The sequence below is a fragment of the Mesorhizobium sp. P3_A2 genome (genome assembly GCF_056403115.1).
Map to the genome: position 1 here is coordinate 381,356 of NZ_JBFUGC010000004.1, position 24,281 is coordinate 405,636.

Below are 24,281 nucleotides of genomic sequence, written 5' to 3' on the forward strand. Positions count from 1 at the left end.
CTCCTGGAACAGGGAGGCCGATTGAAAGTCGGCCTCCGGTCCATCACATGAATTGACAGTTGGAGATTCATGCCGTGTCGTGGACTATTGCCGATATAAAAAGAAATGCGCCTGGCGTGATCCTGATCGTTGCCTTGTTTGCGGCGCTTTTTGCCATGGATCCGCACAAATGGGCGAATGACGCCAGCCCGATCCGCTCGGCTGAGCCAATCGATGCAACAGTCAAAAGTGTCCAGTTGGATCACGGCCGCGGCATCCATCTGGTGTCCGTCGAGGACGGCTCGTCTTTTCTTGTAGAAGACGAACGCCCACATCTGATCGGCGCTCACGCAAACATTGAGCTCGTCACGCGCGAGAATGGCTCGACCTTCTACCGGTTCGCGAATTGAACCACCGCCGATCACGATACCGATGAAACACAGCGTCCTTGCTGTCAGGTGATACGCATGGCCAAGGCTCGGCATTCCCTTGCCTGGATGACCCTGCAGGAGAACCTCAGGGGCATCCTCATCACCATTCTTGTTGTGGGCGTTTGCGCGCTGGCGATCGGCATCCCGATTGCAAGGCAAAGCAGTCCGATCGTCAATGTCGAGCGCCTGACCGGTACAGTGGTCAACGTTCTCAACGCTCCTGCAAGTCCCGAAGTCGCGATCGGCAGCGGATTCCGCTACTTGTATGGAATTCGCCTCGATGAAAATGACCGCCTGGTGTTTGCCTATGACAACACGACGTCGCCGCGAGCCATCGGCTCGAAGGTTTCGATCGAGCGACAGCATCGCCGCAACGACACCGAAACATACCGCCTGCTGCGTGAATAGGCACACAGGTATCGCCCAGAGGCGCTAGACCCCTGGGCGAACGATCTGCATCAAGGCAGGCTTAAAGCCGCGCCAACCGCTCCACCAGCAGCGCGAAAAAGGCGTCATGGTCGATGTCGCGCATCACCATGGCGTTCTTCGGCCGCTTGGTCACGCCCCACCAGTCGATCACGGTCATGCCCATGGTGAGTTCGGAGGCCGTTTCCACGGTGACGTTGCAGTTGCGGCCCTTGAACAGATCCGGCTTCAACAGATAGGCGATGACGCAGGGGTCATGCAGCGGGCCGCCATCGGTGCCGTATTTCTCCTCGTCGAAGCGCTCGAAGAATTCCAGCATCTCGGCCGTCGCCGTGCCGACCCTGGTACCGAGCTTGCGGATGGCCTGCGTGCGCTTGGCCGTGGTCAGCGCCTTGTGGGTAACGTCGAGCGGCATCATGACGATCGGAATGCCGGATTTGAACACGAGGTCGGCGGCCTGCGGGTCGACATAGATGTTGAACTCAGCGGTCGGTGTGACATTACCGCCCTCGAAGAAACCGCCGCCCATCAGCACGATTTCCTTGATGCGCGGCGCGATCTTCGGCTCGCGGATCAGCGCCAGCGCGACATTGGTTAGCGGGCCGAGTGCGCATAGCGTGATCGTGCCGGCCTCTTCCTTCATAAGCGTCTCGACCATGAAATCGACCGCATACTGGTGCTGCAGCTTCATCTTCGGGTCGGGCAGTTGCGGGCCGTTGAGGCCGGTCTTGCCATGCACTTCCTCGGCGGTGACGAGTTCGCGCACCAGCGGGCGGATGGCGCCGGCATAGACCTTGATGTCGGGCCGACCGGCCAGTTCGCAGATTTTTCTGGCGTTCTTCTCGGTCAATTTCAGCGGCACGTTGCCGGCAACAGCGGAGATGCCGACGATCTCCAGCTCGGCGCTGCCGAGCGCCAGCAATATGGCGACGGCATCATCCTGGCCGGGATCCGTGTCGATGATGATCTTGCGGGTTTGGGGCATTTCATTTCCTTATGCGGGGGAGTCTTTTTGGCGGGGGTTTTAGACGGCTTGAACTTCGCCGCGGCGCGGACCATATCAAGACCATCGGGAAAAATGCCATCCGGGTTTTTCCAGTTTATGTCGCTCCAAAGAGGACAGTGTAACATGAGCCGAATGACGCCCTTCTCCAGCCCGCTTCTCCTGGGTTTCGATGCCATGGAAAAGACCCTGGAACGATTGGCGAAATCCGGTGACAGCTATCCTCCCTACAACATCGAGCGCCTCAGCGGTGCCGACGGCAAGGCCGAAAGGCTGCGCATTACGCTCGCTGTAGCGGGATTCGCCGAAAGCGATCTCGATGTCACAACGGAGGAAAACCAGCTGGTCGTGCGCGGCCGTCAGACCGACGACACCGAGCGCGAATTCCTCCACCGCGGCATTGCCGCGCGCCAGTTCCAGCGCTGTTTCGTGCTGGCCGACGGCATGCGGGTGATCGCAGCGGAACTGAAGAACGGCCTTTTGTCGATCGATCTCGATCGGCCGGAGTCCGAACGGCTGGTACGGAAAATAAATATATCGGTGAAAGACTGATCTTTACCGATGGCTCTCATGCGGGATGGCCTTGAGCGGCGTCCACGCACCAAGGAGGCTTGAAATGACCAGAACTGACGAAACCATCACCATGACCAGCGGCGAATTCGCCCATCTCGGCGAAGGCTCGGTCGCTTACCTCCGCAAGGTCTCGAGCGAAGAATTGCTCGGCCGCTTCCCCAATCTCGGCGAAATCGCGCCCGGCATGGTCTTGTGGGCTCTGTTTGCCGCCAACGGCCAGCCGATCCTGCTTTCCGATGCGAAAGACCGGGCTCTGGCCGGCGCCATGGAAAACGACCTGACCACTGTCGCCATTCACTAAACCATGATCCCGAAAAGTGGGAACCGGTTTTCGGGAAAGATCATAGTTACCGATAGAAATCGGCGATTGTCAGGATCGGAAATGCAAAGGGCCGCCTTTGGCGGCCCCTGGAAGACTTAATCCCCAAAAGACTTCAGGCCGCGTGCGAGGCCTGCGTGTCCGACAGCAGCGCGTGGATGGCGACCGCATCGCGCGTGCCCCTGATCTTGGCCACCGTGTCGGCGTCACGCAACACCCTTGCGATGCGCGACAGCGCCTTGAGGTGATCGGCGCCGGCGCCTTCCGGGGCCAGCAGCAAGAACACCAGATCGACCGGCTGGTCGTCCAGCGCCTCGAAATCGACCGGCGTCTCCAGCCGGGCAAAGACGCCGGCGATGCGTTTGACCCCCGCGAGCTTGCCATGCGGAATGGCGATGCCGTTGCCGACGCCGGTGGAGCCCAGCCGTTCGCGCTGCAGGATGGTGTCGAACACTTCGCGCTCCGGAATGCCCGAAATCGCCGCCGCTCTCTCGGACAGCAATTGCAGAAGCTGTTTTTTGGAGTTCGCCTTCAACGCCGGCAAGATCGCCGGAACGTTGATAAGATCGCTCAGATCCATGCTTGAAAATCCCTTATTCGCCTGCCGTCGCCAGTCCTCGCCCCTCGCGCGGCTGGTTCTTTATCCCTGTGCGACTATTGTCGTCATCCTTGTGCGACTTTGGTCGTGGACGGGTCGATCCAGCCGATATTTCCGTCCGGCCGCCGATAGACGATGTTGAGGTGGTCGTTTCCAGCGTTGCGGAAGACGAAGACCGGGCTCTCCTTGGTGTCGAGCTCGATGACTGCCGACGCCACCGACATGGTCTGCAGCGTCATGGTTGATTCGGCGACGATGGCCGGCGCGAAATCCTCCGGGATCTCCTCGTCGTCGTCGGCTAGCGGCGCCATCACCGTGTAGGCGATGTCGGTGATTTCGCCATTTCCGTTGCCTGAATTGTGCGACTTCAGCCGGCGCTTGTAGCGCCGAAGCCGCGTTTCGAGGCGATCCGCCGCCGCCTCGAAGGCAAGCGTTGGATCCTGGGCGTCCCCGGTCGCCTGCAGCGAAGCGCCGGAATCCAGCCTGATCATACAGTCGGCGGAGTAACGCGACCCCGATTTGATGACCGTGACATGCCCTGAAAAACCGCGGTCGAAATATTTTCCGATCGCCTCTCCGACACGGTCGGTGATGCGCGTACGAAACGCATCGCCGATATCCATGTGCTTTCCCGATATGCGCAGCTTCATCTGAAAACTGACCTTCCTTGCTCAGGCTTCAAACTGGCCAGAGTTTATACTCGTGGTCCGTGCGCACAAGCTTTGCGGCGTCAACTCGCGCCGATTTTAGATCCGAACTTTCCGGTTGATCACAATCCGCCTTCTTGGCCGTCCCGTGGCCTTCATCGTGACGGACCATCCGCATGCGGGCAATTCAGCCCGTCTCATGCGGGCGGGCTTCTAGACACTTCATTGCGGCTTGTCAATGAAGGTCTAGAGTTGTGGAAATCCAGCCATAGCAAACGCCGTGTCGGGCAAGCAGAACTAGCGCCCGGCGCTGGCTAGAGCGCGCTTCTCGCGCCGCCTCTGCACCGATGACGGAATGTTCATGCCCTCGCGGTATTTGGCCACGGTGCGCCTGGCAATATCGACGCCGCTTTCTTTCAACATGTCGACGATGGCGTCATCGGACAGCACGTCTGCGGGCTTTTCCTCATCGATCAGCTGCTTGATGCGGTCGCGCACCGCTTCCGAGGAATGCGCGTCGCCGCCACCCGATGCCGCGATCGAGGCGGTGAAGAAATAGCGCAGCTCGAATACGCCGCGCGGCGTCAGCATGTATTTGTTGGCCGTCACGCGGCTGACGGTCGATTCGTGCATGCCGATGGCATCGGCCACCGTGCGCAGGTTGAGCGGCCTGAGATGACGCACGCCATGGACCAGAAAAGCGTCCTGCTGGCGCACGATTTCCGACGCCACTTTCAGGATCGTCTTTGCCCGCTGGTCGAGGCTGCGCGTCAGCCAATTGGCGTTCTGCAGGCATTCGGCCAAAAAATCCTTCTCCGCCTGGTTCTTGGCCTGCGGCGAGACCTGGGCGAAATAGATGTGGTCGACCAGCACGCGCGGCAGCGTCTCGGCGTTGAGCTCGACCGTCCAGCTGCCGTCATTGGCGGCGCGGACTTCGACATCGGCGACGATGGCGTCGCTGGTGCCGCCCGAGAACGCCATGCCCGGGCGCGGGTCGAGCGCGCGGATTTCGGCCAACATGTCGAGGAGATCCTCCTCGTCGACCCCGCAAAGCCGCTTCAGCGTCTGGAAATCACGCCGCGCCAGGAGTTCGAGGTTGCCGATCAGCGTCTTCATCGCCGGATCGAGGCGATCGCGCACGGCAAGCTGCAGCGACAGGCACTCGGCAAGGTCGCGCGCAAACAGGCCGACCGGCTCGAATGTCTGGCAAACGGCCAGCACCTTGGCCACCATCGCCTGATCGGCGCCCAGCCGTTTCGCGATGTCTGCCAGGTCGGCGCGCAGATAGCCGGCCTCGTCCAGGCCGTCGGCCAGTTCGCCGGCGATCAGCCTTGCGGCCGGATCGGCAAAGGCAAGCGCGATTTGCTCACCGACATGCTGGCGCAGCGTGATGGCGGCGGCAGCCATGTCGCCGACATCGAAGCCTTCGGACGAGCCGGACGAACCATTGCCGGTGGCCGACTTCCACTGCGCCGTCAGGTCGGGACCGAGTCGCTCGCTGGTGCCGGGATCGTCGGGAAACAGGTTCTCCAGCGAGCTGTCGAGCTTGTCGGAGATCGCCTCGGCGCTCCACGCCGTCTCGCTCTCGAACCAGTCGCCATCGGCGGCAGGCTCAGGCGCGGCGTCGCCCTTCTGCACCTGGTCACTTGCGGCGTCATCCTGCGGCTCGGCGCGCTCCAGCAGCGGATTGCGCTCGATCTCGTCGTCGATGAAGTGGTCTAGCTCGATATGGGTGAGCTGCAGCAGCCTGATCGACTGCATCAGCTGCGGCGTCATCACCAGCGACTGGGATTGTCGTAGCTGTAATTTCGCCGCCAGCGCCATGGTTCGGTTTCAAACGCCCTTCTGCACCCGGAAGCCTACACATCAGAAGCTGCCGGAAAATGAATTTTTCCGACCCTCCATAGAAACTGGCCCGGCTTTTGCTTGTCAAGGCAAATGCTGGCAAAAGGCCCCTACCGGAGCATTATCTCACGCAAAATCGGAGAAAAAGGCCCTACGGGGCGGCAAAATTCGCCTCAGGAAACAAATTTCACGCTCAGAGCGTGAAACCCTCGCCGAGATAAAGCCGCCGCACATCCGGGTTTGCCACCACCTCGTCGGCGCGGCCATGCGTCAGCACCTGGCCGGCATGGATAATGTAGGCGCGGTCGATGAGGCCGAGCGTTTCGCGCACATTGTGGTCGGTGATGAGCACGCCGATACCGCGCGCCGTCAGATGGCGCACAAGTTGCTGGATGTCGGCGACGGCAATCGGGTCAATGCCGGCGAAAGGCTCGTCGAGCAGCATGTAGGCCGGCCGCGTCGCCAGGGCGCGCGCGATTTCCAGGCGCCGCCGCTCGCCGCCGGACAGCGACATGGACGGCGACTTGCGCAGATGGCTGATGTGAAATTCCTCGAGCAGTTCGTCGAGATTGCGCTCGCGCACCTTGCGGTCCTTCTCGACCACTTCGAGCACGGCGCGAATGTTCTGCTCGACATTGAGGCCGCGGAAGATCGACGCTTCCTGCGGCAGATAGCCGATGCCGAGGCGGGCGCGGCGGTACATCGGCATCGAGGTGACGTCGAAACCGTCGATCTCGATCGTACCTTCGTCGACCGGCACCAGGCCGGTGACCATGTAGAAACAGGTGGTCTTGCCGGCGCCGTTGGGGCCGAGCAACCCGACAGCCTCGCCGGCGCGCACACCGATGGTGACGCCGCTGACCACCTTGCGACCCTTGTAGCTCTTGGTCAGACCCTTGGCGATCAGGGTGCCCTTGAACTTCGCGGAATCGACGGTGACCGCGGCCGGTGCAGCAAGTTTGCTGGCCGCCCGTCCCGGAAGGCGGGTCAGCAGCGAAGATACGCCAGTCATTCGGGCTTCGGCGCCTCAGATTTCGGCGGCGGTGTCATCGACATGATGACTCGCCCGCCGCAGCCATCGACCTGAGCCAGGCCGCTTTTCATCTGCACGGTGAGCTTGCAGCCCTTGAGCACATTGGGGCCTTGGGACAGCACGACTTCATTGCCCGACAGGACGAGAACCTGCGTCTTCATGTCGAACGTGGCGTTGTCGCCGGTGGCGATCTGGTCATTCGACTTCATGTAGACTTTGTTTTTGACCACCAGGTGATCGATGTTGGCCGAACCTGTCATCGCCGAAGCGCCGGCGGCGGCACCCTTGGCGGCGTTGGGGTCCTTGACGTAGTAGACCTCCATACTGCCAGCCTTGAGCAGCGTCGGCCCTTGCGTCACGGTGACGTTGCCGCTGAACAGCGCCATGTTGTCGGCCTGGCGGACCTCGAGCTTGTCGCTCTCGATCTGGATCGGCTGGTCGCCCGACAGTTTGAGCCCGGATTGGCTGCTGGCGCTGGACTGAGCCCAGGACGGCGCCACACCCAGCAACAGCAAGGCCGAAGCTGCGGCGACAAGCCGTGCCGAATTACTGGGACGCATTCGATTCTCCGCTCTTTGCCTCTGCCGCCTTCATAGTGGCCGGATCGATGTGAACGCTTACCTTGTTTTCGAAAACGACAACCTTGCCATTTTCCTCGACCGACATCGAACCCGCCGTGATCCGCGAGCCGTTGCGGCTGACATCGACCGGATCACCTGTCTTCATAGAGCCTTTGCCCATGTCGAGGAAGACCGATTTGAACATGGCAGCGACGCCGTCGGTGGTGGTGACGGTGACGTCGCTGGTCATGTCCATCGTGTTGGCGTTTCTGTTATAGATGCCGCGCTTGGCGTCGACGATCGCCACATTGTCGGCCGTCAGCGGCAGTTTGGCATGGATGCCTTCGAGTTCGATGATGTCCTGCTTGCCGACGTCCTGGATGGCGCGCAGCGCCGTCAGCGAATAGGGCAGCTTCTGCTTGGTGAAGCCATTGAGCTTGGGATTGGCCATCACCAGCTTGCCATTGGCAAAGGCGGTGCCGTCTGCCTGTATCGAGATCGAGACCGGCGCCGCGAAATAGGAATAGACCGGAAAGGCAACCGCGATCCCGGCGGCAAGCACCGGCACTGCAAACTTCAGCACGCGCACGCGGCGCGAATGGCGCTGGGCGCGGTCGAAGGCGTCCCCGCGCGTGCCCGCTGGCGCCGTGGGCGCCAAGGCCGCATCGGCGTTGGTCGTTTCGTTCGATCGAGCTAGCATGACTGTCTTCTAATAAACCCTTGCCCGCCAAAACACCTGCTATAGGTGGGTTGCCGGCCCCCGCAAGCAAGCACAAGCGGAGGAAAACCACAAAAATGTGACAGCCGTTGTTTTTGCAAACGGAAATCAGGCGACACAATTTCGGCACTTCATAGCAGAAACGAAGGCGCCGCGTCACTTTTTCCTGAAATGCCGCCGGGCGTGACGGTCGCTTCGTCGCGGGCCCGTGAGGAAGAGGTAGCCGGGCGCGGATGCTTGCTTTAAAAGCATCGCTTCCCACAGACTATGAGGCAGACCATGGCACTGAGAGCCGACGACCTGATCGACCGCCGCCGCTTGCGACGCAAGTTGACGTTCTGGCGCGGCGCGGCCATTGCCATCGTGGCGCTCGGGGTGGTTGCGCTTGCAAGCTGGTTCTATGGCGAAGATCTCGGCGGCTCCTCGGTCAACCATATCGCCAAGGTCAGGATCGAAGGCACCATCACCGAGGACGAGGAGCTGATCAAGCGGCTGGAAACCATCCGCGCGTCCTCGCAGGTCAAGGGCGTCATCCTGGCCATCGATTCGCCCGGCGGCACCACGGTCGGCGGTGAATCGATCTATGAGGAGGTGCGCAAGCTCGCCGCCGACAAGCCGGTCGTGGCCGAGGTCGGCACGCTGGCCGCATCAGCCGGCTACATGATCGCCAGCGCCAGCGACCACATCGTCGCCCGCAAGACCTCGATCGTCGGCTCGATCGGCGTGCTCATCCAGTATCCCGATGTCAGCGGCCTGATGGACAAGGTCGGCATCAAGCTCGAGGAAGTGAAATCCTCGCCGCTGAAGGCCGCGCCCTCGCCCTTCAAGCCGACCAATGAAGACGAGCGCGCCATGGTCCGCAAGCTCATCCTCGACAGCTATGACTGGTTCGTCGGCATCGTCGCCGAGCGCCGCAAGATGACCCGCGACCAGGCATTGGCGCTCGCCGACGGGTCGATCTTCACCGGCCGCCAGGGTCTCGCCAACGGTCTGATCGACGCCGTCGGCGGCGAAAGCGTGGCCATCGACTGGCTGGCGACCAAGGGTGTCGACGCCAAGCTCAAGGTGGTGGAATGGAAGGACACCGAACGGCGCGGCAGCTTCCTGTTCTCGAAAGCAATAGCGCGCAGCGTCGGCAGCGCGCTCGGGCTGTCGGAGACCGGAAGCGACGTTCTTCACGAAATCGGCGCCGATCGCTTGTTTCTTGACGGTCTCGTTTCCGTCTGGCACCCTTGATCTGCCGTTTGGGGCGAGTAAAAAAACAAATAAAATCATCCTGATAATTTGACCGCAGCGCTTTCACGGGGACCTTTCTGATGATCAAATCCGAGCTTGTGCAGATCATTGCCACGCGCAACCCGCATCTTTTCCTGCGCGACGTCGAAAACATCGTGGGGGCGATATTCGACGAGATCACTGATGCCCTTGCGGAAGGCAACCGGGTGGAGTTGCGCGGCTTTGGCGCTTTTTCGGTGAAAAACCGCCCTGCCCGCACCGGCCGCAACCCGCGCACCGGCGAATCCGTCGAGGTCGAGGAGAAGTGGGTGCCGTTCTTCAAGACCGGCAAGGAATTGCGTGAACGGCTGAACGGCGGCAAATAAGCGCGGACTTGACGCGTCGGCCTTCTCAAGGCCTGCCTTTCCCAAGGAATCTCTATGTTCAACCGCTTCATACTTATCGTGGTCTTCGTGCCGCTGGCCGTCATTCTTATTGCACTGGCCGTCGCTAACCGCGAGCTCGTCGCCTTCACGCTCGATCCGTTCAACCCGGGCAATCCGAAGCTGACGCTGAACTTGCCGCTGTTCATCTTCCTGTTCGTGGCGCTCGCCATCGGCATGGTCGTCGGCAGCCTGGCGACCTGGGTCAAGCAGGGCCGCTACCGCAAGCTGGCGCGCCAGCGCGGCGTCGAGGCCGAGAATTTGCGCCAGGCGGTCAGCCGCGTGCCGGCCGCGCCGCAAGGTTCTGCCCCGGGGACGGCGCTGCCGAAGCCAACGGCCTGAAGCCGGCGCTTTTACCTTCGCGGAGTTTTGCATGCTGACCATTTCGGCCGACGCTGTCGACCAGGCGCTGAGCTTTCCCGGACTGGTCGAGACATTGCGCACGGCCTTCCGCGAGGGTGCTGTGCAGCCCGTCCGCCATCACCACGGGGTCGAGCGGCCCGACGGTGCCACGTCGACGCTGCTTTTGATGCCGGCCTGGACCGACTTCCATGCCGCCGGCACCTCGGCGGGCGGTCATATCGGCGTCAAGATCGTCACCGTATCGCCCGACAACAACGCCATCGGCAAACCGGCTGTCATGGGGCTCTACCTCCTGCTCAACGGCGCCACCGGCGAGCCCGAGGCGCTGATCGACGGCCAGCGGCTGACGCAGTGGCGCACCGCTTGCGCCTCGGCGCTGGCCGCCTCCTATCTCGCCCGCGAGGACGCCTCGCGGCTCTTGGTGGTAGGCGCCGGCGCGCTGTCGCCATTCCTGGCCAAGGCGCATTCGGCGGTTCGGCCGATCAAGACCATCCGCATCTGGAACCGCACGCCGGCCAATGCCGAAAAGGTTGCGGCCGATTTGCGCGAGCAAGGTTTCAACGCTGAAGCCGCCAGCGATCTCGACGCCGAGCTTGCTCAGGCCGACATCGTCTCGTCGGCGACCATCACGACGACGCCGCTCGTCAAGGGTGCTCTCTTGAAACCGGGCGCGCATGTCGATCTGGTCGGCGGCTTCACGCCGACCATGCGCGAAAGCGATGACGATGCGATCGCGCGCGCCCGCATCTATGTCGACACCCGCGCCGGCGCCACCAAGGAAGCCGGCGACATCGTCCAGCCGCTCGCCTCCGGCGTGCTGAAGCCGGAAGCCATCGTCGCCGATCTGCATGAACTGGCGCGCGGCGAAAAACAGGGCCGGCAAAGCCCCGGTGAGATCACGCTGTTCAAGTCGGTCGGCGCGGCGCTCGAGGACCTCGCCGCCGGCATCGCCGTCTACAACGCGCTCAAGCCGTAGCGTCGGCCGGCGCTACGGCGCCAGCCTTGCGATCGAACTTCCGGATTGCTTCCGCGCTGACCGGGGTGAAGAAGTTCACCAAATTGCCATCGGGATCGCGCAGCATCAGCGATCGGTTGCCCCACGGCATCGTTGTCGGCGTCTGCACGAACTCGCCGATGGTTTCCCTCAGCCTGCCGTACTCCGCATCGACATCGCCGACGCGAAATTCGATGATCACTGAGCGATTGGCGGCCGGCTGCGCCACATCCGCCCCGAACAGGGCCAGAGTGCGTGTGCTGCCGATCGCCAGCGTGCAGGAGGGCGTTGCCAGCTCGGCGAAATCGTCGGTGAACCAGGTTGCGCTAAGCCCGGTGATCGTCTCGTAGAATGCCACCAGAGGTTTGATCTGGTCGGTGATGATGCGGATCGAGACGAAGTCCATACTATTCTCCTTGGGGAGGCGCGGCGGATCAGGTGACGATGCGCTTGTCGCACAAGGCTGCTGACAGCTTGGCGTCAGCAGCCTTGTCACCATGGCCGTGCCAATCCGGGGAGCTGAAGACCTAGGCTGCCTTCGTGGTTTCGGCGCCCATCGCCTCGGCGATCAGCGAGAAATCATGCGCGGTGATTTCGAACAGGCCAAAGCGCAGCTGATAGCCCCAGTTCGACTTGCCCTTGGTGAAATCGAGCTGTTCGAGCAGCGGCTTGATCGACACTTCCTCCGCCTTGACCCATGCGACATCCCTACGAAACGGCGTGAAGCCAGCGCCCATGTCGCCCTGATAGGGTTCGCCTTCGCGCACCGTGCCGATGGCGGTGAAGGCCTGCAGCCCGTCCTTCTCGCGCAGAATGGTGGTCGGCGAATAATAGACCACACCGTCGCCCGGCTTGATGCGGCGCAGCGGTGCCGCCTTGCCGTGATTGACCTGCATGAAGCCGGCCGCGCGGCCGCGCCGCACATGCTGCGCCGAGGCCACCGCGATCCAATGGGCGCTCATCCCTGTTCTCCGTTGTTCATCCAATAGACGCGCAGCCGGTGGTTGTCGGGATCGAGCGCAACGAAGGTGCGGCCGAAATCCATGTCGGTCGGCGTTTGCAGGATGGCCAGGCCGCGTCCTGCCCAGTCCTTGTGGGCGGCGTCCACCGCATCGGGCCGGTCCAGTGCGAAGACCAACTCCGCACCGCCGCCCGCGGCCGCGGCCGACGGCTCCACGGTGTGGCGCGACCACAGGCCAAGCTTGAAGCCGTTGTCCAGCACGAACAGCACGAAGGTCGGCGACGTCTCCACCGGCTGGCGTCCGAGCAGCGCGCTGTAAAAAGCGCCGCTCTGCTCCGGGCTGTCGACATAAAGGATGACGAAATTGGGGGTGTTCATGCCTGCTCTCCAAGGTTTCGATTGGAGGAGCATAGGCGGCCCTACTGTCAGATTCTGGCAGCAGCGATCGACAAGCAGGCGAAAAGAAGCATCAGGCGCCGGGCTGACGCTTCTGCGCATCCAATGTCACCCGCCATTCCTTCAGCAGCACCTGCCGGCGGCGTGGATAGCGGATATCGGTGGTGTTGAGATCGGACATGCGGTCGGCGCGAAAGTGGCGGAAATCCTGACGCGTCTCGCACCAGGCCGCCACCACCCGCACCTTGTCGAAGAAGCCGATCGCAAACGGCCAGACCATGCGCTCGGACGCGGCGCCACCGGCATCGCGGTAGACAAAGCCGAGTTTTCGCTCATTGCGGATCGCCTGCCGCACCACGCCGAGGTCGATTCTTTCGACCAATTCACCGCGCGGCCCGACCAGCAGCGCGTTTGCATCGAGGTCCTCGCGCAGATCGTCCGGCAATACCGCAGCGACCTTGGCAAGCGCGTCGGTCGCGGCGGCCGACAGACGCTTGTCCGGTTGTCTGGCAACCCAACGCGATCCCAGCACAATGGCCTCGATCTCCTCATCGGTGAACATCAGCGGCGGCAGCATGAAGCCGGGCTTCAGCACATAGCCCAGCCCCGCCTCACCCTCGATCGGCGCGCCTTGCCCCTGCAGCGTGGCGATGTCGCGGTAGAGCGTGCGGATCGAAACGCCGATCTCGCCGGCAAGCGTGCGGCCGCTGACCGGCCGGCGATGCCGGCGCAGGATCTGGATCAGGTCAAGCAGGCGTTCGGAACGGGACATCGCCCAGATTTGCCTGTTTCCTCAGGCGAGGTCCACCACCTCGGACATTCGTGTGCTGGACCATTTTGTTTGCGCAGCCGGTGACCCTATGTCAAAAGCGGCCTGCCGCCTCCGGAGACGCTCCTGCTTGAAGTCTTTTCGCGACAAACGCCGCGACAACCGTCCGCCCGCAAAGGGCAGGACCGAACACGTGCGGCCGCAGCCAGCCGCTGCGCCAGTCCGACCGGAAGCCAAGCGTCACGAAACAAAACCGGACGACCGGTCTGATCCGAAGCCGGCGCCGCGCATCCTTGCGCGCCGCGACGGCGCCCTGCCCGCCGAGCGCCTGCCGGTGATCCTCGAAGTGGCGCCCAATCAGGATTATGCGCTGCTCGACAGCGGTGCCGGCGAAAAACTCGAACAATACGGCCCCTACCGTATCGTGCGGCCCGAAGGCCAGGCGATCTGGCAAAAGGCCTTGCCGGCCCGGGACTGGGACCGCGCCGACGCCGTCTTCACCGGCGACACCGACGAGGAGGGCATCGGCCGCTGGCGTTTTCCAAAAATGCCGCTTGGCGAGACCTGGCCGATGAAGCATGACGGCATCGATTATCTCGGCCGCTTCACCTCGTTTCGCCACGTCGGCGTCTTCCCCGAGCAGGCCTCGCACTGGGACCATATGGCCAGCCTGATCGCGGCGGCGAAGCGCCCGGTCAAGGTGCTGAACCTGTTCGGCTACACCGGGCTCGCTTCTCTCGTAGCAGCCCGAGCCGGCGCCGAAGTCACCCATGTCGATGCCTCGAAGAAGGCGATCGGCTGGGCCCGCGAAAACCAGGAAATGGCCGGCCTCGGCAGCAAGCCGATCCGCTGGATCGTCGACGATGCGGTAAAATTTGCCGAGCGCGAGGAGCGCCGCGGCAGCCGCTACGACATCATCCTGTTCGACCCGCCCGCCTATGGCCGCGGCCCCAAGGGCGAGGTCTGGCAATTGTTCGAGGACCTGCCCGGCCTGACCGACCTTTGCCGCGCGATCCTGACGCCGAAGCCGCTGGCGGTGGTGCTGACCGCCTATTCGATCCGCGCCTCTTTCTTCGCCATCCACGCCCTGATGCGTGACACCTTCGCGGGCATGGGCGGCACGGTTGAATCAGGCGAATTGATCATCCGCGAGCAATCCGCTGGACGGGCGCTGTCGACGTCGCTTTTTTCGCGCTGGGTGGCCTGAATGCCCGGGAGTCATGAATGAATGAGCGGCATGCCGGCGCGCCGGGGCAGGTGAAGGAAGTCACCAGCCTTGCCAACCCGCTGATCAAGGACATCAAGGCGCTGGCGCAGAAGAAATTCCGCGACCAGCAGAACGCCTTCATGGCCGAAGGGCTGAAGCTGGTCATCGACGCGCTCGACCTCGGCTGGTCGATCAGGACGCTGGTGTTCGCCAAGGCCGGACGCGGCAATGCCGTGGTCGAGAAGGTGGCGGCGCGCACGGTTGCCGCCGGCGGCACCGTGCTCGAAGTGTCGGAAAAGGTGCTCGTCGCCATCACCCGCCGCGACAATCCGCAAATGGTGGTCGGCGTTTTCCAGCAGAAACTTCTGCCGCTGAAGGACATCCGCGCCCACGACGGCGATGTCTGGGTGGCGCTCGACCGGGTGCGCGATCCCGGCAATCTAGGCACCGTCATCCGCACTGTCGACGCCGTCGGCGCCAAGGGCGTCATCCTGGTCGGCGAGACCACCGACCCTTTTTCCGTCGAAACCGTGCGCGCCACCATGGGCTCGATCTTCGCTGTGCCGGTGACCAAGGCCACGCCGGAAGCGTTCCTGGCCTGGCGCAACAGTTTTTCAGGCCTGGTTGTCGGCACCCATCTTAAGGGTGCCGTCGATTACCGCTCGGTCGATTTCTCCAGGGGTCCGGTGCTGCTGATGATGGGCAACGAGCAGCAGGGCCTGCCCGACAATCTGGCCGAAAGCTGCGACCGGCTGCTCCGGATTCCGCAGGCCGGCCGCGCCGATTCACTCAACCTAGCGGTCGCCACCGGCATCATGCTGTTCGAGATCCGGCGCGGCGCCCTGAAGCTTGCTCCCGAGGACGCCAAATCGTGAAATCATGGTCCCCCTATGCGCTGCTGGTGGTGGTGGCAATCGCGCTTGACCAGTGGATAAAGCATCTGGTCGAGACCGGCCTCGCTTTCCAGGAAAAGCTCGATCTGGTGCCGTTCCTGGCGCTGTTTCGCACCTACAACACCGGCATCGCTTTCTCGATGTTCTCCTCCTTCGGCGACACCGGACTGGTCGTCATCGCCGTCGTGGTCGTTGCCTTCGTGCTCTATTTGGCGACGCGCACCCCCGCAGGCCATGTGCTGTCCCGCATCGGCTTTGCGCTGATCATCGGCGGCGCCATCGGCAATCTGATCGACCGCGCCGTCTACGGCCACGTCATCGACTACATACTGTTCCACACGCCGGTCTGGTCCTTCGCCGTCTTCAACCTCGCCGACGCCTTCATTTCGGTGGGTGCAGCACTGGTCGTCTTCGACGAGTTCATCGGCTGGTGGCGCGAGGCCAAGCCGCAAAGCCCCGACGCTTGAACGGCCGCCTCTTTTGACCAATTGACCGCGCCGGACGGTCGCCGCACAGTCCGGCGAGACTTTGCCTGACCGAGGAGAAAAAAGTGTCCGAAACCTTCAAAGCCATCCTCGTTTCGCGCGACGCCGAAAAGAAGCAGTCGGTCGAGATCGTCGACCTCGGCGAAGCCGATCTGATGGAAGGCGATGTCACCGTCGCGGTCGAGGCGACGACGGTCAACTACAAGGACGGGCTGGCCATCACGGGCAAGGCGCCGGTGATCCGCAGCTGGCCGCTGGTGCCGGGCATCGACTTCGCCGGCACCGTGATCTCCTCATCGCACGCCGACTGGCGCAAGGGCGACAAGGTAATCCTCAACGGCTGGGGTGTCGGCGAAACGCATTTCGGCGCCTATGCCGGGCGCGCGCGCGTCAAGGGCGACTGGCTGGTGCCGTTGCCCGACGGCATCAGCGCGCATGATGCGATGGCGGTCGGCACCGCCGGCTATACGGCGATGCTGTGCGTCATGGCGCTGGAGCGGCACGGCATCCTGCCGGATCGCGGTCCGGTGGTGGTGACGGGTGCCGCCGGCGGCGTCGGCTCGGTCGCGGTCTCGATCCTGTCCAGCCTCGGCTACCATGTCATCGCTTCGACGGGCCGCAACGCCGAGAGCCCCTATCTGATCGACCTCGGTGCCGCCGAAGTGATTTCGCGCGACGAACTCTCCCAGCCGGCCAAGCCGCTGGCCAAGGAGCGCTGGGCCGGCGGCATCGATGCCGTCGGCAGCCACACTCTGGCCAATGTGCTGTCGATGACCGCCTATGGCGGCGCGGTTGCCGCCTGCGGCCTGGCCGGTGGCATGGACCTGCCGTCGAGCGTCGCACCCTTCATCCTGCGCGGCGTCTCGCTGCTCGGCATCGATTCGGTAATGGCGCCCAAGGCGGTGCGCCTCGAAGCCTGGCGCCGCATCGGCAGCGATCTCGATCTGGAAAAGCTCGCCGGCCTGTCGACGACCATCGGCTTCGACGGCATCATCGCCGCCGCTCACGACATCGTCGAGGGTAAGATCAGGGGGCGCGTGGTCGTGGATATGTGAGGCTCCGAAGCATGATCCCGAAAAGTGGAATCCGGTTTTCGGAAAAGATCCTGCGATGCGGAAAACCGCCAAAAATGCACGACCGCTAAAATTCGAACGATCCGCCGCGCTTTTCCATAATCTCTATCTGGTAAGGATTTTCGCATGATCGCGGAGTCCGCCAGGAAAGAGAAGAACCGTGCCGAGAGCGTCGACGGGCCGAGCCCGGCGACGCCGAAGCGGCAGCATGTTGTCCCGCCGCCGCTGGCGCCGGATTTTCCGCGCGCCACGCACGAGGGCCTGCTGTTCCTGACCGTCGTCGCCAGTATCGTGCTGGCGGGCCTGTCCCACCTCACCGGCGCGCCGATCTTCATCACGCTCTGCCTGCTGGCGACCGGCCTTGGCGGCGTCGCCATGCACCTGCGCAGCCGCCACACCGTCCACCGCGCGACGGCCTTGCTCGACGAAACCGCCGCCCGCAGCCGCGCCGAGATCGAGACGCTGGCCGACCGCATGTGGGAGATGCAGGAGAGCGAGGAGCGTTTTCGCGGCTTGATCGATGCGCTCGGCGATCTCGTCGTCCATCGCGACCGCGACGGCCACGTCGTCTATGCCAACAAGGTTTTCGCCAGCCTCGTCGGAATCGATCAGCGCGATCTTGCCGGCAGGACGCTGGCTGACCTCGGCATCGATGTCGGGATCGTTCCCGACGCCGCCTTTTCGGATCACGAATGCCTGAGTTCCACCGACGTCTCCATCCGCACGCCGAACGGTCCGCGCTGGTTTTCGTGGATCGAACTGTCGGTGCGCGACAAGGACAGCGGCGCCGTTTCGCACCGGGCGATTGCCCGCGACATCACCGCCCGCAAGCGCGCCGAATCCTCGCTCATCACCGCGCGCGAGCGCGCCGAATATGCCAGCCAGGCAAAGTCGCGCTTCCTCGCCACCGTCAGCCATGAGATACGCACGCCGATGAACGGCATCATGGGGATGGCCAAGCTACTGGCCGACACCAATCTGTCGCCGGAGCAGCGCACCTATGTCAGCGCCGTCTCGACCTCGGCCAGCGCGCTTTTGGCGCTCATCGAGGACCTGCTCGACTATTCCAAGATCGAGGCCGGCCGCTTCGACCCGGAGCCGCAGCCGACATCTTTGCGCGAGATCGCCGACAACATCATCGAACTGATGGCGGCGAAAGCCTTCGCCAAGAACATCGGCCTGGGCTGTCATGTCGAGCCCGACGTGCCGCAGATGATCATGGCCGATCCGGGAAGAGTGAGGCAAGTGCTGCTCAACCTCATCGGAAACGCGATCAAGTTCACCGACGCCGGCGGCGTGCTGGTTTCCGTTGCACGGGCCCGCACCGAGACCAGCGACCGCATCTGCTTCACCGTCGCCGACACCGGCCCTGGCCTGCGCGAAGAAGACATGGAGCGCATCTTCGAGGAATTCGAACAGTCCGACGGCACCTCGACCCGCACCCATGGCGGCGCCGGCCTCGGCCTTGCCATATCGAGGCGCCTGGTGACCGCCATGGGCGGCGCCATTTCAGTGTCGAGCCGGCTTGGCGAGGGATCGGAATTCGTCTTCGAACTCCCGGCCACAGGAGCCACCGAAGCGCCGCAGAACCGGCAGAATATCCTCGCCGGCCGGCGCGCCGTCATCGTGTCGAAGAACGCTGTAGAGGCCGATGCTATCGCCCGTGCCATCCGCGCCCATGGCGGCGCCGTCGATGTTGCCGCGACCGCGTCCCAGGCGACGCCTTTCGCCGAACATTGCGACGCGCTGTTGATCGACGCCGCCATGGAAGATAGCGACGGCAGGCTGCTCAAGCGCCTGCGCCAGAGCGGCTTTGCCGATTGCGAGGCGATCACGCTGATCGCGCCGACCGACCGCGGCATGCTTGGCGAATTCCGCGCCAGCGGCTACGCCACCTTCCTGGCAAGGCCGGTGCGCGGCGAAACGCTGCTGCGCGTGTTGTTGACCAGCCATGCTCCTGCTTTACCCCTGCCCAAGAACCCGGAAAAAAGCGGCGCGTCGTCGCTTCGCGCCGCTGGCGCGCGCCATCAAGGCCTGTCGGTGCTGATTGCCGAAGACAACGACATCAACGCCATGCTGGCCCGCGCCACCCTCTTGAAGGCAGGGCATCGGGTCAAAGTCGTCGGCAACGGCAAGGCCGCGGTCGAGGCAATCACCGAAGCCGGGCTGAAACACCGTTTCGACGTGGTGCTGATGGATCTGCACATGCCGGTCATGGACGGGCTGGACGCAATCGCGGCCATCCGCCGCCACGAGGAAGAAATGGCCGTGCCGCCGGTTCCGATCATGGTGCTTTCGGCCGACAGCCAGGAAAAGACCCGCCACACAGTGCTTGCCCATGGCGCCAGCGGCTTCGTCACCAAGCCGCTGGACCCCGACGCGCTGGTCCATGCCGTCGAAGGCCAGGTGGCCGCCTGAGGCCGCTCCAACGTGCTCTATGCTGTCACGTAAGGTAGCCGGTTGAGGGTTTTCGCCAGCCGACGAAGTATTGCCCGCTGCGCCGTATCACGGTACTGTCACAATCCTGTTGCACCTACACCGTATCCCCGTGCCAAGAGGGATGGCTCGAAGGAGAATCACTCGTGCATACAGTTATGCCGGAATGTGACACTCGGCCCAACGCAGGCGGTGCTTTGCTCGCCGCGCGTAACGCCGGTGCCGTCGCAACAGGCGCACCGCTGGGCCGGATCGGCAATCTCGAAGTGCGGCTTGCCCGCAACGAAGCCGAGATCGCTGCCGCGCAGGAAGTGCGCTACCGGGTATTTTATGACGAGCTTGGCGCCAGGAAGGACCTGTTCCAGGCACAGGATCGGCGCGACGCCGACCGTTTCGACCCGCTCTGCGACCATCTGCTGGTGCTGGACACCTCGATTTCCGGACCCGAGCATCGCCGCATCGTCGGCACTTATCGGCTGCTGCGGCAAGAAATCGCGGCGACCGCCGGCGGCTTCTATTCCGAAGGCGAGTTCGAGCTGACAAAGCTGATTGCCCGTCATCCCGGACAGCGCTTCCTTGAGCTCGGCCGCTCCTGCGTTCTTAAGGAATACCGCTCCAAGCGCACCATCGAGGCGCTGTGGCAAGGCATCTGGGCCTATATCAAGCACTATGAGATCGGTGTGATGACCGGCTGTGCGTCGTTCCACGGCACGGTGCCGGCGGCGCATGCCGAGGCGCTTACCTATCTTGCCCATCACTGCCGCACCAACTCAGCCTGGGATGTGCGGGCTGTGTCCGGGCGCTATTGCTCGATGGACCTGATGCCGATCGAGGCGGTAAACGCCAAGGCGGCGATCGCGGCCATGCCGCCGCTGGTCAAGGGCTATCTGCGCGTCGGCGCCCGCATCGGCGACGGCTGCGTCATCGACCGCGAATTCTCCACCGTCGATGTGTTCGTGGTGATGCCGGTCAAGGAAATCGGCGCCCGCTACGTCAACTATTATGGCGGCGAAGCGCAACGGTTTGCCGCTTGACGCTGAGCGAATAGCGAGAGCTGTGCCGCCAACCTGCGGACTGCCACCCTATTCGCTACTCCCTATTCGCTACTCCCTATTCGCTATTCCCTCTTTTCACGGAATATCCTCCGGCCGCCGTCCCGGCCGGCTCTTGTAGGACGGAAACGTCCAGCCGAATTTGAGCGCGCCGCCACGCACCAGGAAAGCCGCGACAAAGCCGGCAAGGTCCGAGGCGAGCGGCGGCAGTCCGGCAAGATCGCCCAGCGTATAAAGGCCTGCACCCGCCAGCGCCGCGCTGACGTAGATTTCGGGCCTCAGCAGCACCGACGGCTCGCCGGCCAGCAGATCGCGCAGAATGCCGCCGAATGTGGCGGTCAGCACGCCCATAATGACGGCGACGACCGGGGAACCGGTGATAGCCAGCCCCTTGGCCGCGCCCATCACGGAAAAGGCCGCCAATCCGATGGCGTCGAGCCAGAGCAGCCATTTCCAGCGCGAGTCGACGCGATGGGCGAAGAAGAAGACCAGCACCGCAACCGCCGCGCAGATCAGCACATAGCCTGAGTTGCTGACCCAAAAGACGGGCAGGTTGAGGATGACGTCGCGCAGTGTGCCGCCGCCGATGCCGGTGACGCTGGCAAGGAACAGGAAGCCGATAATGTCGAGCTGCTTGCGCGAAGCCGCCAGCGCCCCGGTCGCCGCAAAGACGGCGACGCCAGCATAGTCGAGCAGGTCGATGGCGTTCATGGCAGGCCAGGGAGTAAGGGAATAGGGCAGTAGGGCAGTATGTTTAGCACGAAGCCGCACCGTTGGTACGGCTGCCTTTCCCTACTGCCCTACTGCCCTATTGCCTTAGCTACGCATCCTTCTCGGCCTGCTCGTTCACCGGGCCTGGCTCGACAGGGGCCTCGGCTGCCGCGATCTTGGGGCCGCCCTTGGCGACGCCGACCATGGCGGGCCGCAGCACGCGCTCGCCGATCGAATAGCCCGGCTGCACGACCTGGACCACGGTGTTGGCTGGCACGTCGGGATTGGGCACCTCGAACATCGCCTGATGGAAATTCGGGTCGAACTTCTCGCCTTCCGGCTCGAGCTTCTTAACCCCGTGCCGTTCCAGCGCCGACAGCATGGCGCGCTCGGTGATCTCGACGCCGTCGATCAGCGCCTTGAAGCCGGCATCTCCGGCTGCCTTGGCCTCGGCCGGGATGGCATCGAGCGCGCGGCGCAGATTGTCCGACACCGACAGCATGTCGCGGGCAAAATTGGCCACCGCATAGGCGCGCGCGTCATGCACGTCGCGGGCGGTGCGGCGGCGCAGATTCTCCATCTCGGCCGCCACGCGCAGCGCGCGGTCCTTCAGCTCTTCATTTTCCTTCAGCAGCCGCACCAGCGCTTCATAGTCGCCGTCGATGCCGCCTTGCGTCCGCTCGGCCTCGGCCGTTTCGATATCCTCGGGCGCGCGTTCGTCTTTTGCCTGGTCGCTCATCGCCGTTTCCCGTCATTCGAATGGTTTGGATTTGCGCCCGATATCGAGGTTTGGCGGTCAAAAATCAAGGGGCAAGCGATGCTCGGGGCCGTTCGGAGGACCTTGGCACGGATCGCGAAGGTCTTTCGAAATTAATTCAAATTTTACCGTGATTGCCGGCTTTGCTTGCCAATACCCCGCTATGGGGGAACCATTCCGTGGCTGGAAGAGTTTCGAAGCCAACACAGGATTTTGGGACAATGACAGGCAACAATGGCAACAGGAGCGAAGAGCTCGCCGGCGATATCAAGCGCCAGTTCGGCACCGAGGCAACGAAGCGCTTCCTGCGCAGCTTGCCGGCATTCCGCACCGAGGCCGACATTCCGGAGCATTTTCGGGACCTGCTCGACCGTCTGGACGGCATAGAAGCCAGCGTGGCAGGCGGGCAACGCCGGCAATAGCGACGCTATCGCGCGACAATTACGCGCAGTAATTTTGCGTGAGCTGTACCTTGCGGCAACGGCAAGCCACGCCTATGCTTCCTGATGAACATGATTTCCCCCGAGACGGCCGCCAACAGCAAGCGCGCCTGGTTGAAGATTCTGGCGCGCTACAAGAAGCCTGACCGGCGGCGCAGTACCCTAGAACTGGCCATCACCCTCATCCCTTTCGCCACGCTGTGGGCGCTCTCTTCGGCCGCCTATTCCTACGGCCACTGGTGGGGCCTGATCCTCATCCTTCCTGCCGCCGGCTTTCTGGTGCGGATCTTCATGATCCAGCACGATTGCGGCCACGGCTCCTTCTTCGCCAACCGCACCGCCGACGACTGGATCGGCCGTGCGCTCGGCGTGCTGACGCTGACGCCTTATGATTGCTGGCGGCGCGCCCACGCGGTGCATCATGCCAGCGCCGGTAATCTCGACGAGCGCGGCATGGGCGACATCCGCACGCTGACCCTGGCCGAGTACCGGCGCCTGTCATGGCGCGGGCGCCTTGCCTATCGTCTTTACCGCCATCCGCTGGTGATGTTCGGCCTCGGGCCGATCTGGCTGTTCATTTTCGAACAAAGGCTGCCGATCGGCATGATGCGCGGCGGGCTGACGCCCTGGGTGTCGTCGATGACGACAAACCTCGCCATTGCGATTGCCGCAGCCCTCCTCATCTGGTGGATCGGCCCCGGCGCTTTCCTGGTCGTCCATCTGCCCATCGTTGTCCTCGCCGGTTCCGCCGGTATCTGGCTATTCTACGTCCAGCACCAGTTCGAGGAGACGGAATGGGCGAAAGACGAAGAGTGGGAGTTCCAGCATGCCGCGCTGCACGGCTCGTCCTATTACGACTTGCCGCCGGTGCTGAACTGGTTCACCGGCAATATCGGCGTCCACCACGTCCACCATCTCTCGGCCAAGGTGCCGGGCTACCGGCTGCAGGAAGTGCTGCGCGATTATCCGGAACTGCGCGGCATCGGCCGCGTCACGCTTCTCGACAGCCTGCGCTGCGTCAAGCTGGCGCTTTGGGACGAGAAGCGCCGCAAGCTGATCTCGTTTCGCGAGGCGCGGGCTATGGCCTGAAATAAACCGCCGCGCCAAGGCGCGGCGGATTTCCAGAACCGGCTATTTCCAAAAGCTGCTCAGGCGGCCTTGCGCTCGTCGCGCATCAGAGCCTTGCCATCGCGGATCTCGGTGCCGAGCACCTTCAGGCATTCGCGCATGAAGGCGGCGAGGCCGGGCCAGCCCTTGGCCGACACCAGATTGCCGTCGACATGGGCGCCGGTCGGCGCGACATCGATGTAGATGCCGCCGGCAAGCGTCACCTCCGGCTCGCAATATTGCAGCGCCGCGACTTCCCGGCCGCGCACCACGCCGTCGACCGCGATCAGGATCTGCACGCCATGGCAGATGGTGAAGATCGGCTTGCCGGTCTCGTGGAAATGCCTGACCAGCGCCTGCACCCTTTTGTCGATGCGGATATATTCGGGACCACGCCCGCCGGCGGCATAGACGGCATCATATTGCGCCGGATCGACCTCGGAAAACGTCTTGTTGAGGATGTAATCGTGGCCGAGCTTTTCCGTGTAGGTCTGGTGGCCCTCGAAATCATGCAGCGAGGTCTTCAATATGTCGCCGGCCTTCTTGTCGGGACAGACGACGTGGACGGTGTGGCCAACCGCATGCATGGCCTGTTCAAAGACGAAAATCTCATACTCCTCGCTGAACTCGCCAACGAGCATCAATATCTTCTTGCCTGCCATGCCGGTCTCCTCCCTTGCTGGCCATTATTTCGGATCACGAAATAATGGCCCTATCCTAAGGGCAGGCTCGCGAAAGGAAAAGCCCAAATCGCACAATTGGTCTGACCAGATTGAGTTTGCTAGACGTGAGTTGGGCGGCTCATCAGCGCATTCAGGGGGAAACGGCAAAGTTGGTCCGACCACGA

Annotated in this window: 30 protein-coding genes; 16 read left to right on the forward strand and 14 right to left on the reverse strand. The window is 63.2% G+C overall.

What is annotated here, in order from left to right:
- Positions 1-74 precede the first annotated feature (74 nt).
- Positions 75-389, forward strand: a complete 315-nt coding sequence (locus tag AC1DXM_RS12190; protein WP_477233266.1) for a hypothetical protein — start codon at positions 75-77, stop codon at positions 387-389.
- A 57-nt stretch (positions 390-446) separates the two neighbouring features.
- A complete protein-coding gene (locus AC1DXM_RS12195) occupies positions 447-818 on the forward strand; it encodes a hypothetical protein (RefSeq protein WP_477233267.1) in 372 nt (123 codons plus the stop codon).
- A 61-nt stretch (positions 819-879) separates the two neighbouring features.
- On the opposite strand, the gene AC1DXM_RS12200 is transcribed toward AC1DXM_RS12195, so the two are convergent.
- On the reverse strand, positions 880-1,821 hold the full coding sequence (locus AC1DXM_RS12200; protein ID WP_477233268.1) for a nucleoside hydrolase: 942 nt from the start codon (positions 1,819-1,821) through the stop codon (positions 880-882).
- Between the two features lie 144 nt (positions 1,822-1,965).
- Here AC1DXM_RS12200 and AC1DXM_RS12205 point away from each other — a divergent pair, with 144 nt between their 5' ends.
- Together AC1DXM_RS12205 and AC1DXM_RS12210 are read left to right on the forward strand one after the other, a co-directional pair.
- Complete coding sequence (locus AC1DXM_RS12205) at positions 1,966-2,391, forward strand: Hsp20 family protein (RefSeq protein ID WP_013893014.1); 426 nt, start codon at positions 1,966-1,968, stop codon at positions 2,389-2,391.
- A 64-nt stretch (positions 2,392-2,455) separates the two neighbouring features.
- Positions 2,456-2,713, forward strand: a complete 258-nt coding sequence (locus AC1DXM_RS12210; protein ID WP_112562677.1) for a BQ00720 family protein — start codon at positions 2,456-2,458, stop codon at positions 2,711-2,713.
- A 133-nt stretch (positions 2,714-2,846) separates the two neighbouring features.
- Here the strand turns inward: AC1DXM_RS12210 and ptsN are convergent, their stop codons facing one another.
- From ptsN to lptC, 6 genes are all read right to left on the reverse strand, one after another.
- A complete protein-coding gene (ptsN, locus tag AC1DXM_RS12215; RefSeq protein ID WP_135898701.1) occupies positions 2,847-3,311 on the reverse strand; it encodes a PTS IIA-like nitrogen regulatory protein PtsN in 465 nt (154 codons plus the stop codon).
- An 83-nt stretch (positions 3,312-3,394) separates the two neighbouring features.
- Entirely contained in the window at positions 3,395-3,979 is a 585-nt protein-coding gene (gene hpf, locus AC1DXM_RS12220; protein WP_112562681.1) for a ribosome hibernation-promoting factor, HPF/YfiA family, read from the reverse strand.
- Positions 3,980-4,273: 294 nt separating this feature from the next.
- The gene (rpoN, locus tag AC1DXM_RS12225; protein WP_477233269.1) at positions 4,274-5,800 is read right to left on the reverse strand and encodes an RNA polymerase factor sigma-54; all 1,527 of its coding nucleotides are present in this window, start codon (positions 5,798-5,800) and stop codon (positions 4,274-4,276) included.
- Between the two features lie 214 nt (positions 5,801-6,014).
- Positions 6,015-6,833: an LPS export ABC transporter ATP-binding protein gene (gene lptB, locus AC1DXM_RS12230; RefSeq protein ID WP_477233270.1), complete on the reverse strand. Its 819-nt coding sequence runs from the start codon at positions 6,831-6,833 to the stop codon at positions 6,015-6,017.
- Positions 6,830-7,414 (reverse strand): LptA/OstA family protein, encoded by a 585-nt coding sequence (locus AC1DXM_RS12235; protein ID WP_477233271.1) that lies wholly within the window; start codon positions 7,412-7,414, stop codon positions 6,830-6,832. Before AC1DXM_RS12235 ends, lptB begins: the two co-directional genes overlap by 4 nt.
- Positions 7,401-8,114, reverse strand: a complete 714-nt coding sequence (gene lptC / locus AC1DXM_RS12240; RefSeq protein ID WP_477233272.1) for an LPS export ABC transporter periplasmic protein LptC — start codon at positions 8,112-8,114, stop codon at positions 7,401-7,403. The genes AC1DXM_RS12235 and lptC overlap by 14 nt, the downstream gene beginning before the upstream one ends.
- 297 nt (positions 8,115-8,411) lie before the next feature.
- On the opposite strand from lptC, the gene sppA reads away from it, so the two are divergent.
- From sppA to lhpI, 4 genes are all read left to right on the forward strand, one after another.
- A complete protein-coding gene (sppA, locus tag AC1DXM_RS12245; protein ID WP_477233273.1) occupies positions 8,412-9,368 on the forward strand; it encodes a signal peptide peptidase SppA in 957 nt (318 codons plus the stop codon).
- Positions 9,369-9,448: 80 nt separating this feature from the next.
- The gene (locus AC1DXM_RS12250; protein WP_006200394.1) at positions 9,449-9,733 is read left to right on the forward strand and encodes an integration host factor subunit beta; all 285 of its coding nucleotides are present in this window, start codon (positions 9,449-9,451) and stop codon (positions 9,731-9,733) included.
- Positions 9,734-9,787: 54 nt separating this feature from the next.
- A complete protein-coding gene (locus tag AC1DXM_RS12255) occupies positions 9,788-10,132 on the forward strand; it encodes a lipopolysaccharide assembly protein LapA domain-containing protein (RefSeq protein ID WP_112562691.1) in 345 nt (114 codons plus the stop codon).
- 31 nt (positions 10,133-10,163) lie between these two features.
- Positions 10,164-11,129 (forward strand): bifunctional Delta(1)-pyrroline-2-carboxylate/Delta(1)-piperideine-2-carboxylate reductase, encoded by a 966-nt coding sequence (lhpI, locus tag AC1DXM_RS12260; protein ID WP_477233274.1) that lies wholly within the window; start codon positions 10,164-10,166, stop codon positions 11,127-11,129.
- Here the strand turns inward: lhpI and AC1DXM_RS12265 are convergent.
- From AC1DXM_RS12265 to AC1DXM_RS12280, 4 genes are all read right to left on the reverse strand, one after another.
- Positions 11,119-11,553, reverse strand: a complete 435-nt coding sequence (locus AC1DXM_RS12265) for a VOC family protein (protein ID WP_477233275.1) — start codon at positions 11,551-11,553, stop codon at positions 11,119-11,121. The two genes, lhpI and AC1DXM_RS12265, sit on opposite strands and share 11 nt — an antisense overlap.
- A gap of 121 nt (positions 11,554-11,674) precedes the next feature.
- On the reverse strand, positions 11,675-12,109 hold the full coding sequence (locus AC1DXM_RS12270) for an EVE domain-containing protein (RefSeq protein WP_477233276.1): 435 nt from the start codon (positions 12,107-12,109) through the stop codon (positions 11,675-11,677).
- Positions 12,106-12,486, reverse strand: a complete 381-nt coding sequence (locus AC1DXM_RS12275) for a VOC family protein (RefSeq protein WP_477233277.1) — start codon at positions 12,484-12,486, stop codon at positions 12,106-12,108. The genes AC1DXM_RS12270 and AC1DXM_RS12275 overlap by 4 nt, the downstream gene beginning before the upstream one ends.
- Positions 12,487-12,577: 91 nt before the next feature.
- Positions 12,578-13,276, reverse strand: a complete 699-nt coding sequence (locus AC1DXM_RS12280; RefSeq protein ID WP_477233278.1) for a helix-turn-helix transcriptional regulator — start codon at positions 13,274-13,276, stop codon at positions 12,578-12,580.
- A gap of 127 nt (positions 13,277-13,403) precedes the next feature.
- On the opposite strand from AC1DXM_RS12280, the gene AC1DXM_RS12285 reads away from it, so the two are divergent.
- The 6 genes from AC1DXM_RS12285 (at position 13,404) to olsB (ending at position 20,401) form a co-directional block, all read left to right on the forward strand.
- Positions 13,404-14,480 carry an RsmD family RNA methyltransferase gene (locus AC1DXM_RS12285; RefSeq protein ID WP_477233279.1) on the forward strand — a complete coding sequence of 359 codons (1,077 nt, stop codon included), beginning with the start codon at positions 13,404-13,406 and terminating at the stop codon, positions 14,478-14,480.
- Between the two features lie 17 nt (positions 14,481-14,497).
- Positions 14,498-15,355: a TrmH family RNA methyltransferase gene (locus tag AC1DXM_RS12290; protein ID WP_477233280.1), complete on the forward strand. Its 858-nt coding sequence runs from the start codon at positions 14,498-14,500 to the stop codon at positions 15,353-15,355.
- Positions 15,352-15,840: a signal peptidase II gene (lspA, locus tag AC1DXM_RS12295; RefSeq protein ID WP_477233281.1), complete on the forward strand. Its 489-nt coding sequence runs from the start codon at positions 15,352-15,354 to the stop codon at positions 15,838-15,840. The genes AC1DXM_RS12290 and lspA overlap by 4 nt, the downstream gene beginning before the upstream one ends.
- Before the next feature lie 83 nt (positions 15,841-15,923).
- Positions 15,924-16,913 carry an acrylyl-CoA reductase (NADPH) gene (gene acuI / locus AC1DXM_RS12300; RefSeq protein ID WP_477233282.1) on the forward strand — a complete coding sequence of 330 codons (990 nt, stop codon included), beginning with the start codon at positions 15,924-15,926 and terminating at the stop codon, positions 16,911-16,913.
- A gap of 144 nt (positions 16,914-17,057) precedes the next feature.
- Positions 17,058-19,349: a response regulator gene (locus tag AC1DXM_RS12305; RefSeq protein ID WP_477233283.1), complete on the forward strand. Its 2,292-nt coding sequence runs from the start codon at positions 17,058-17,060 to the stop codon at positions 19,347-19,349.
- Between the two features lie 176 nt (positions 19,350-19,525).
- Positions 19,526-20,401 carry a l-ornithine N(alpha)-acyltransferase gene (gene olsB / locus AC1DXM_RS12310; RefSeq protein WP_477233405.1) on the forward strand — a complete coding sequence of 292 codons (876 nt, stop codon included), beginning with the start codon at positions 19,526-19,528 and terminating at the stop codon, positions 20,399-20,401.
- Positions 20,402-20,497: 96 nt separating this feature from the next.
- Here olsB and AC1DXM_RS12315 read toward each other — a convergent pair whose 3' ends face one another.
- Positions 20,498-21,130 carry a trimeric intracellular cation channel family protein gene (locus AC1DXM_RS12315; RefSeq protein ID WP_477233284.1) on the reverse strand — a complete coding sequence of 211 codons (633 nt, stop codon included), beginning with the start codon at positions 21,128-21,130 and terminating at the stop codon, positions 20,498-20,500.
- Positions 21,131-21,239: 109 nt separating this feature from the next.
- Positions 21,240-21,869 (reverse strand): nucleotide exchange factor GrpE, encoded by a 630-nt coding sequence (gene grpE / locus AC1DXM_RS12320; protein ID WP_112562714.1) that lies wholly within the window; start codon positions 21,867-21,869, stop codon positions 21,240-21,242.
- Positions 21,870-22,108: 239 nt separating this feature from the next.
- Here grpE and AC1DXM_RS12325 point away from each other — a divergent pair, with 239 nt between their 5' ends.
- Together AC1DXM_RS12325 and AC1DXM_RS12330 are read left to right on the forward strand one after the other, a co-directional pair.
- On the forward strand, positions 22,109-22,309 hold the full coding sequence (locus tag AC1DXM_RS12325; protein WP_477233285.1) for a hypothetical protein: 201 nt from the start codon (positions 22,109-22,111) through the stop codon (positions 22,307-22,309).
- An 84-nt stretch (positions 22,310-22,393) separates the two neighbouring features.
- The gene (locus AC1DXM_RS12330) at positions 22,394-23,416 is read left to right on the forward strand and encodes a fatty acid desaturase (RefSeq protein ID WP_477233286.1); all 1,023 of its coding nucleotides are present in this window, start codon (positions 22,394-22,396) and stop codon (positions 23,414-23,416) included.
- 59 nt (positions 23,417-23,475) lie between these two features.
- On the opposite strand, the gene AC1DXM_RS12335 is transcribed toward AC1DXM_RS12330, so the two are convergent.
- The gene (locus tag AC1DXM_RS12335) at positions 23,476-24,096 is read right to left on the reverse strand and encodes a DJ-1/PfpI family protein (RefSeq protein WP_142868981.1); all 621 of its coding nucleotides are present in this window, start codon (positions 24,094-24,096) and stop codon (positions 23,476-23,478) included.
- Between the last annotated feature and the right edge of the window lie 185 nt (positions 24,097-24,281).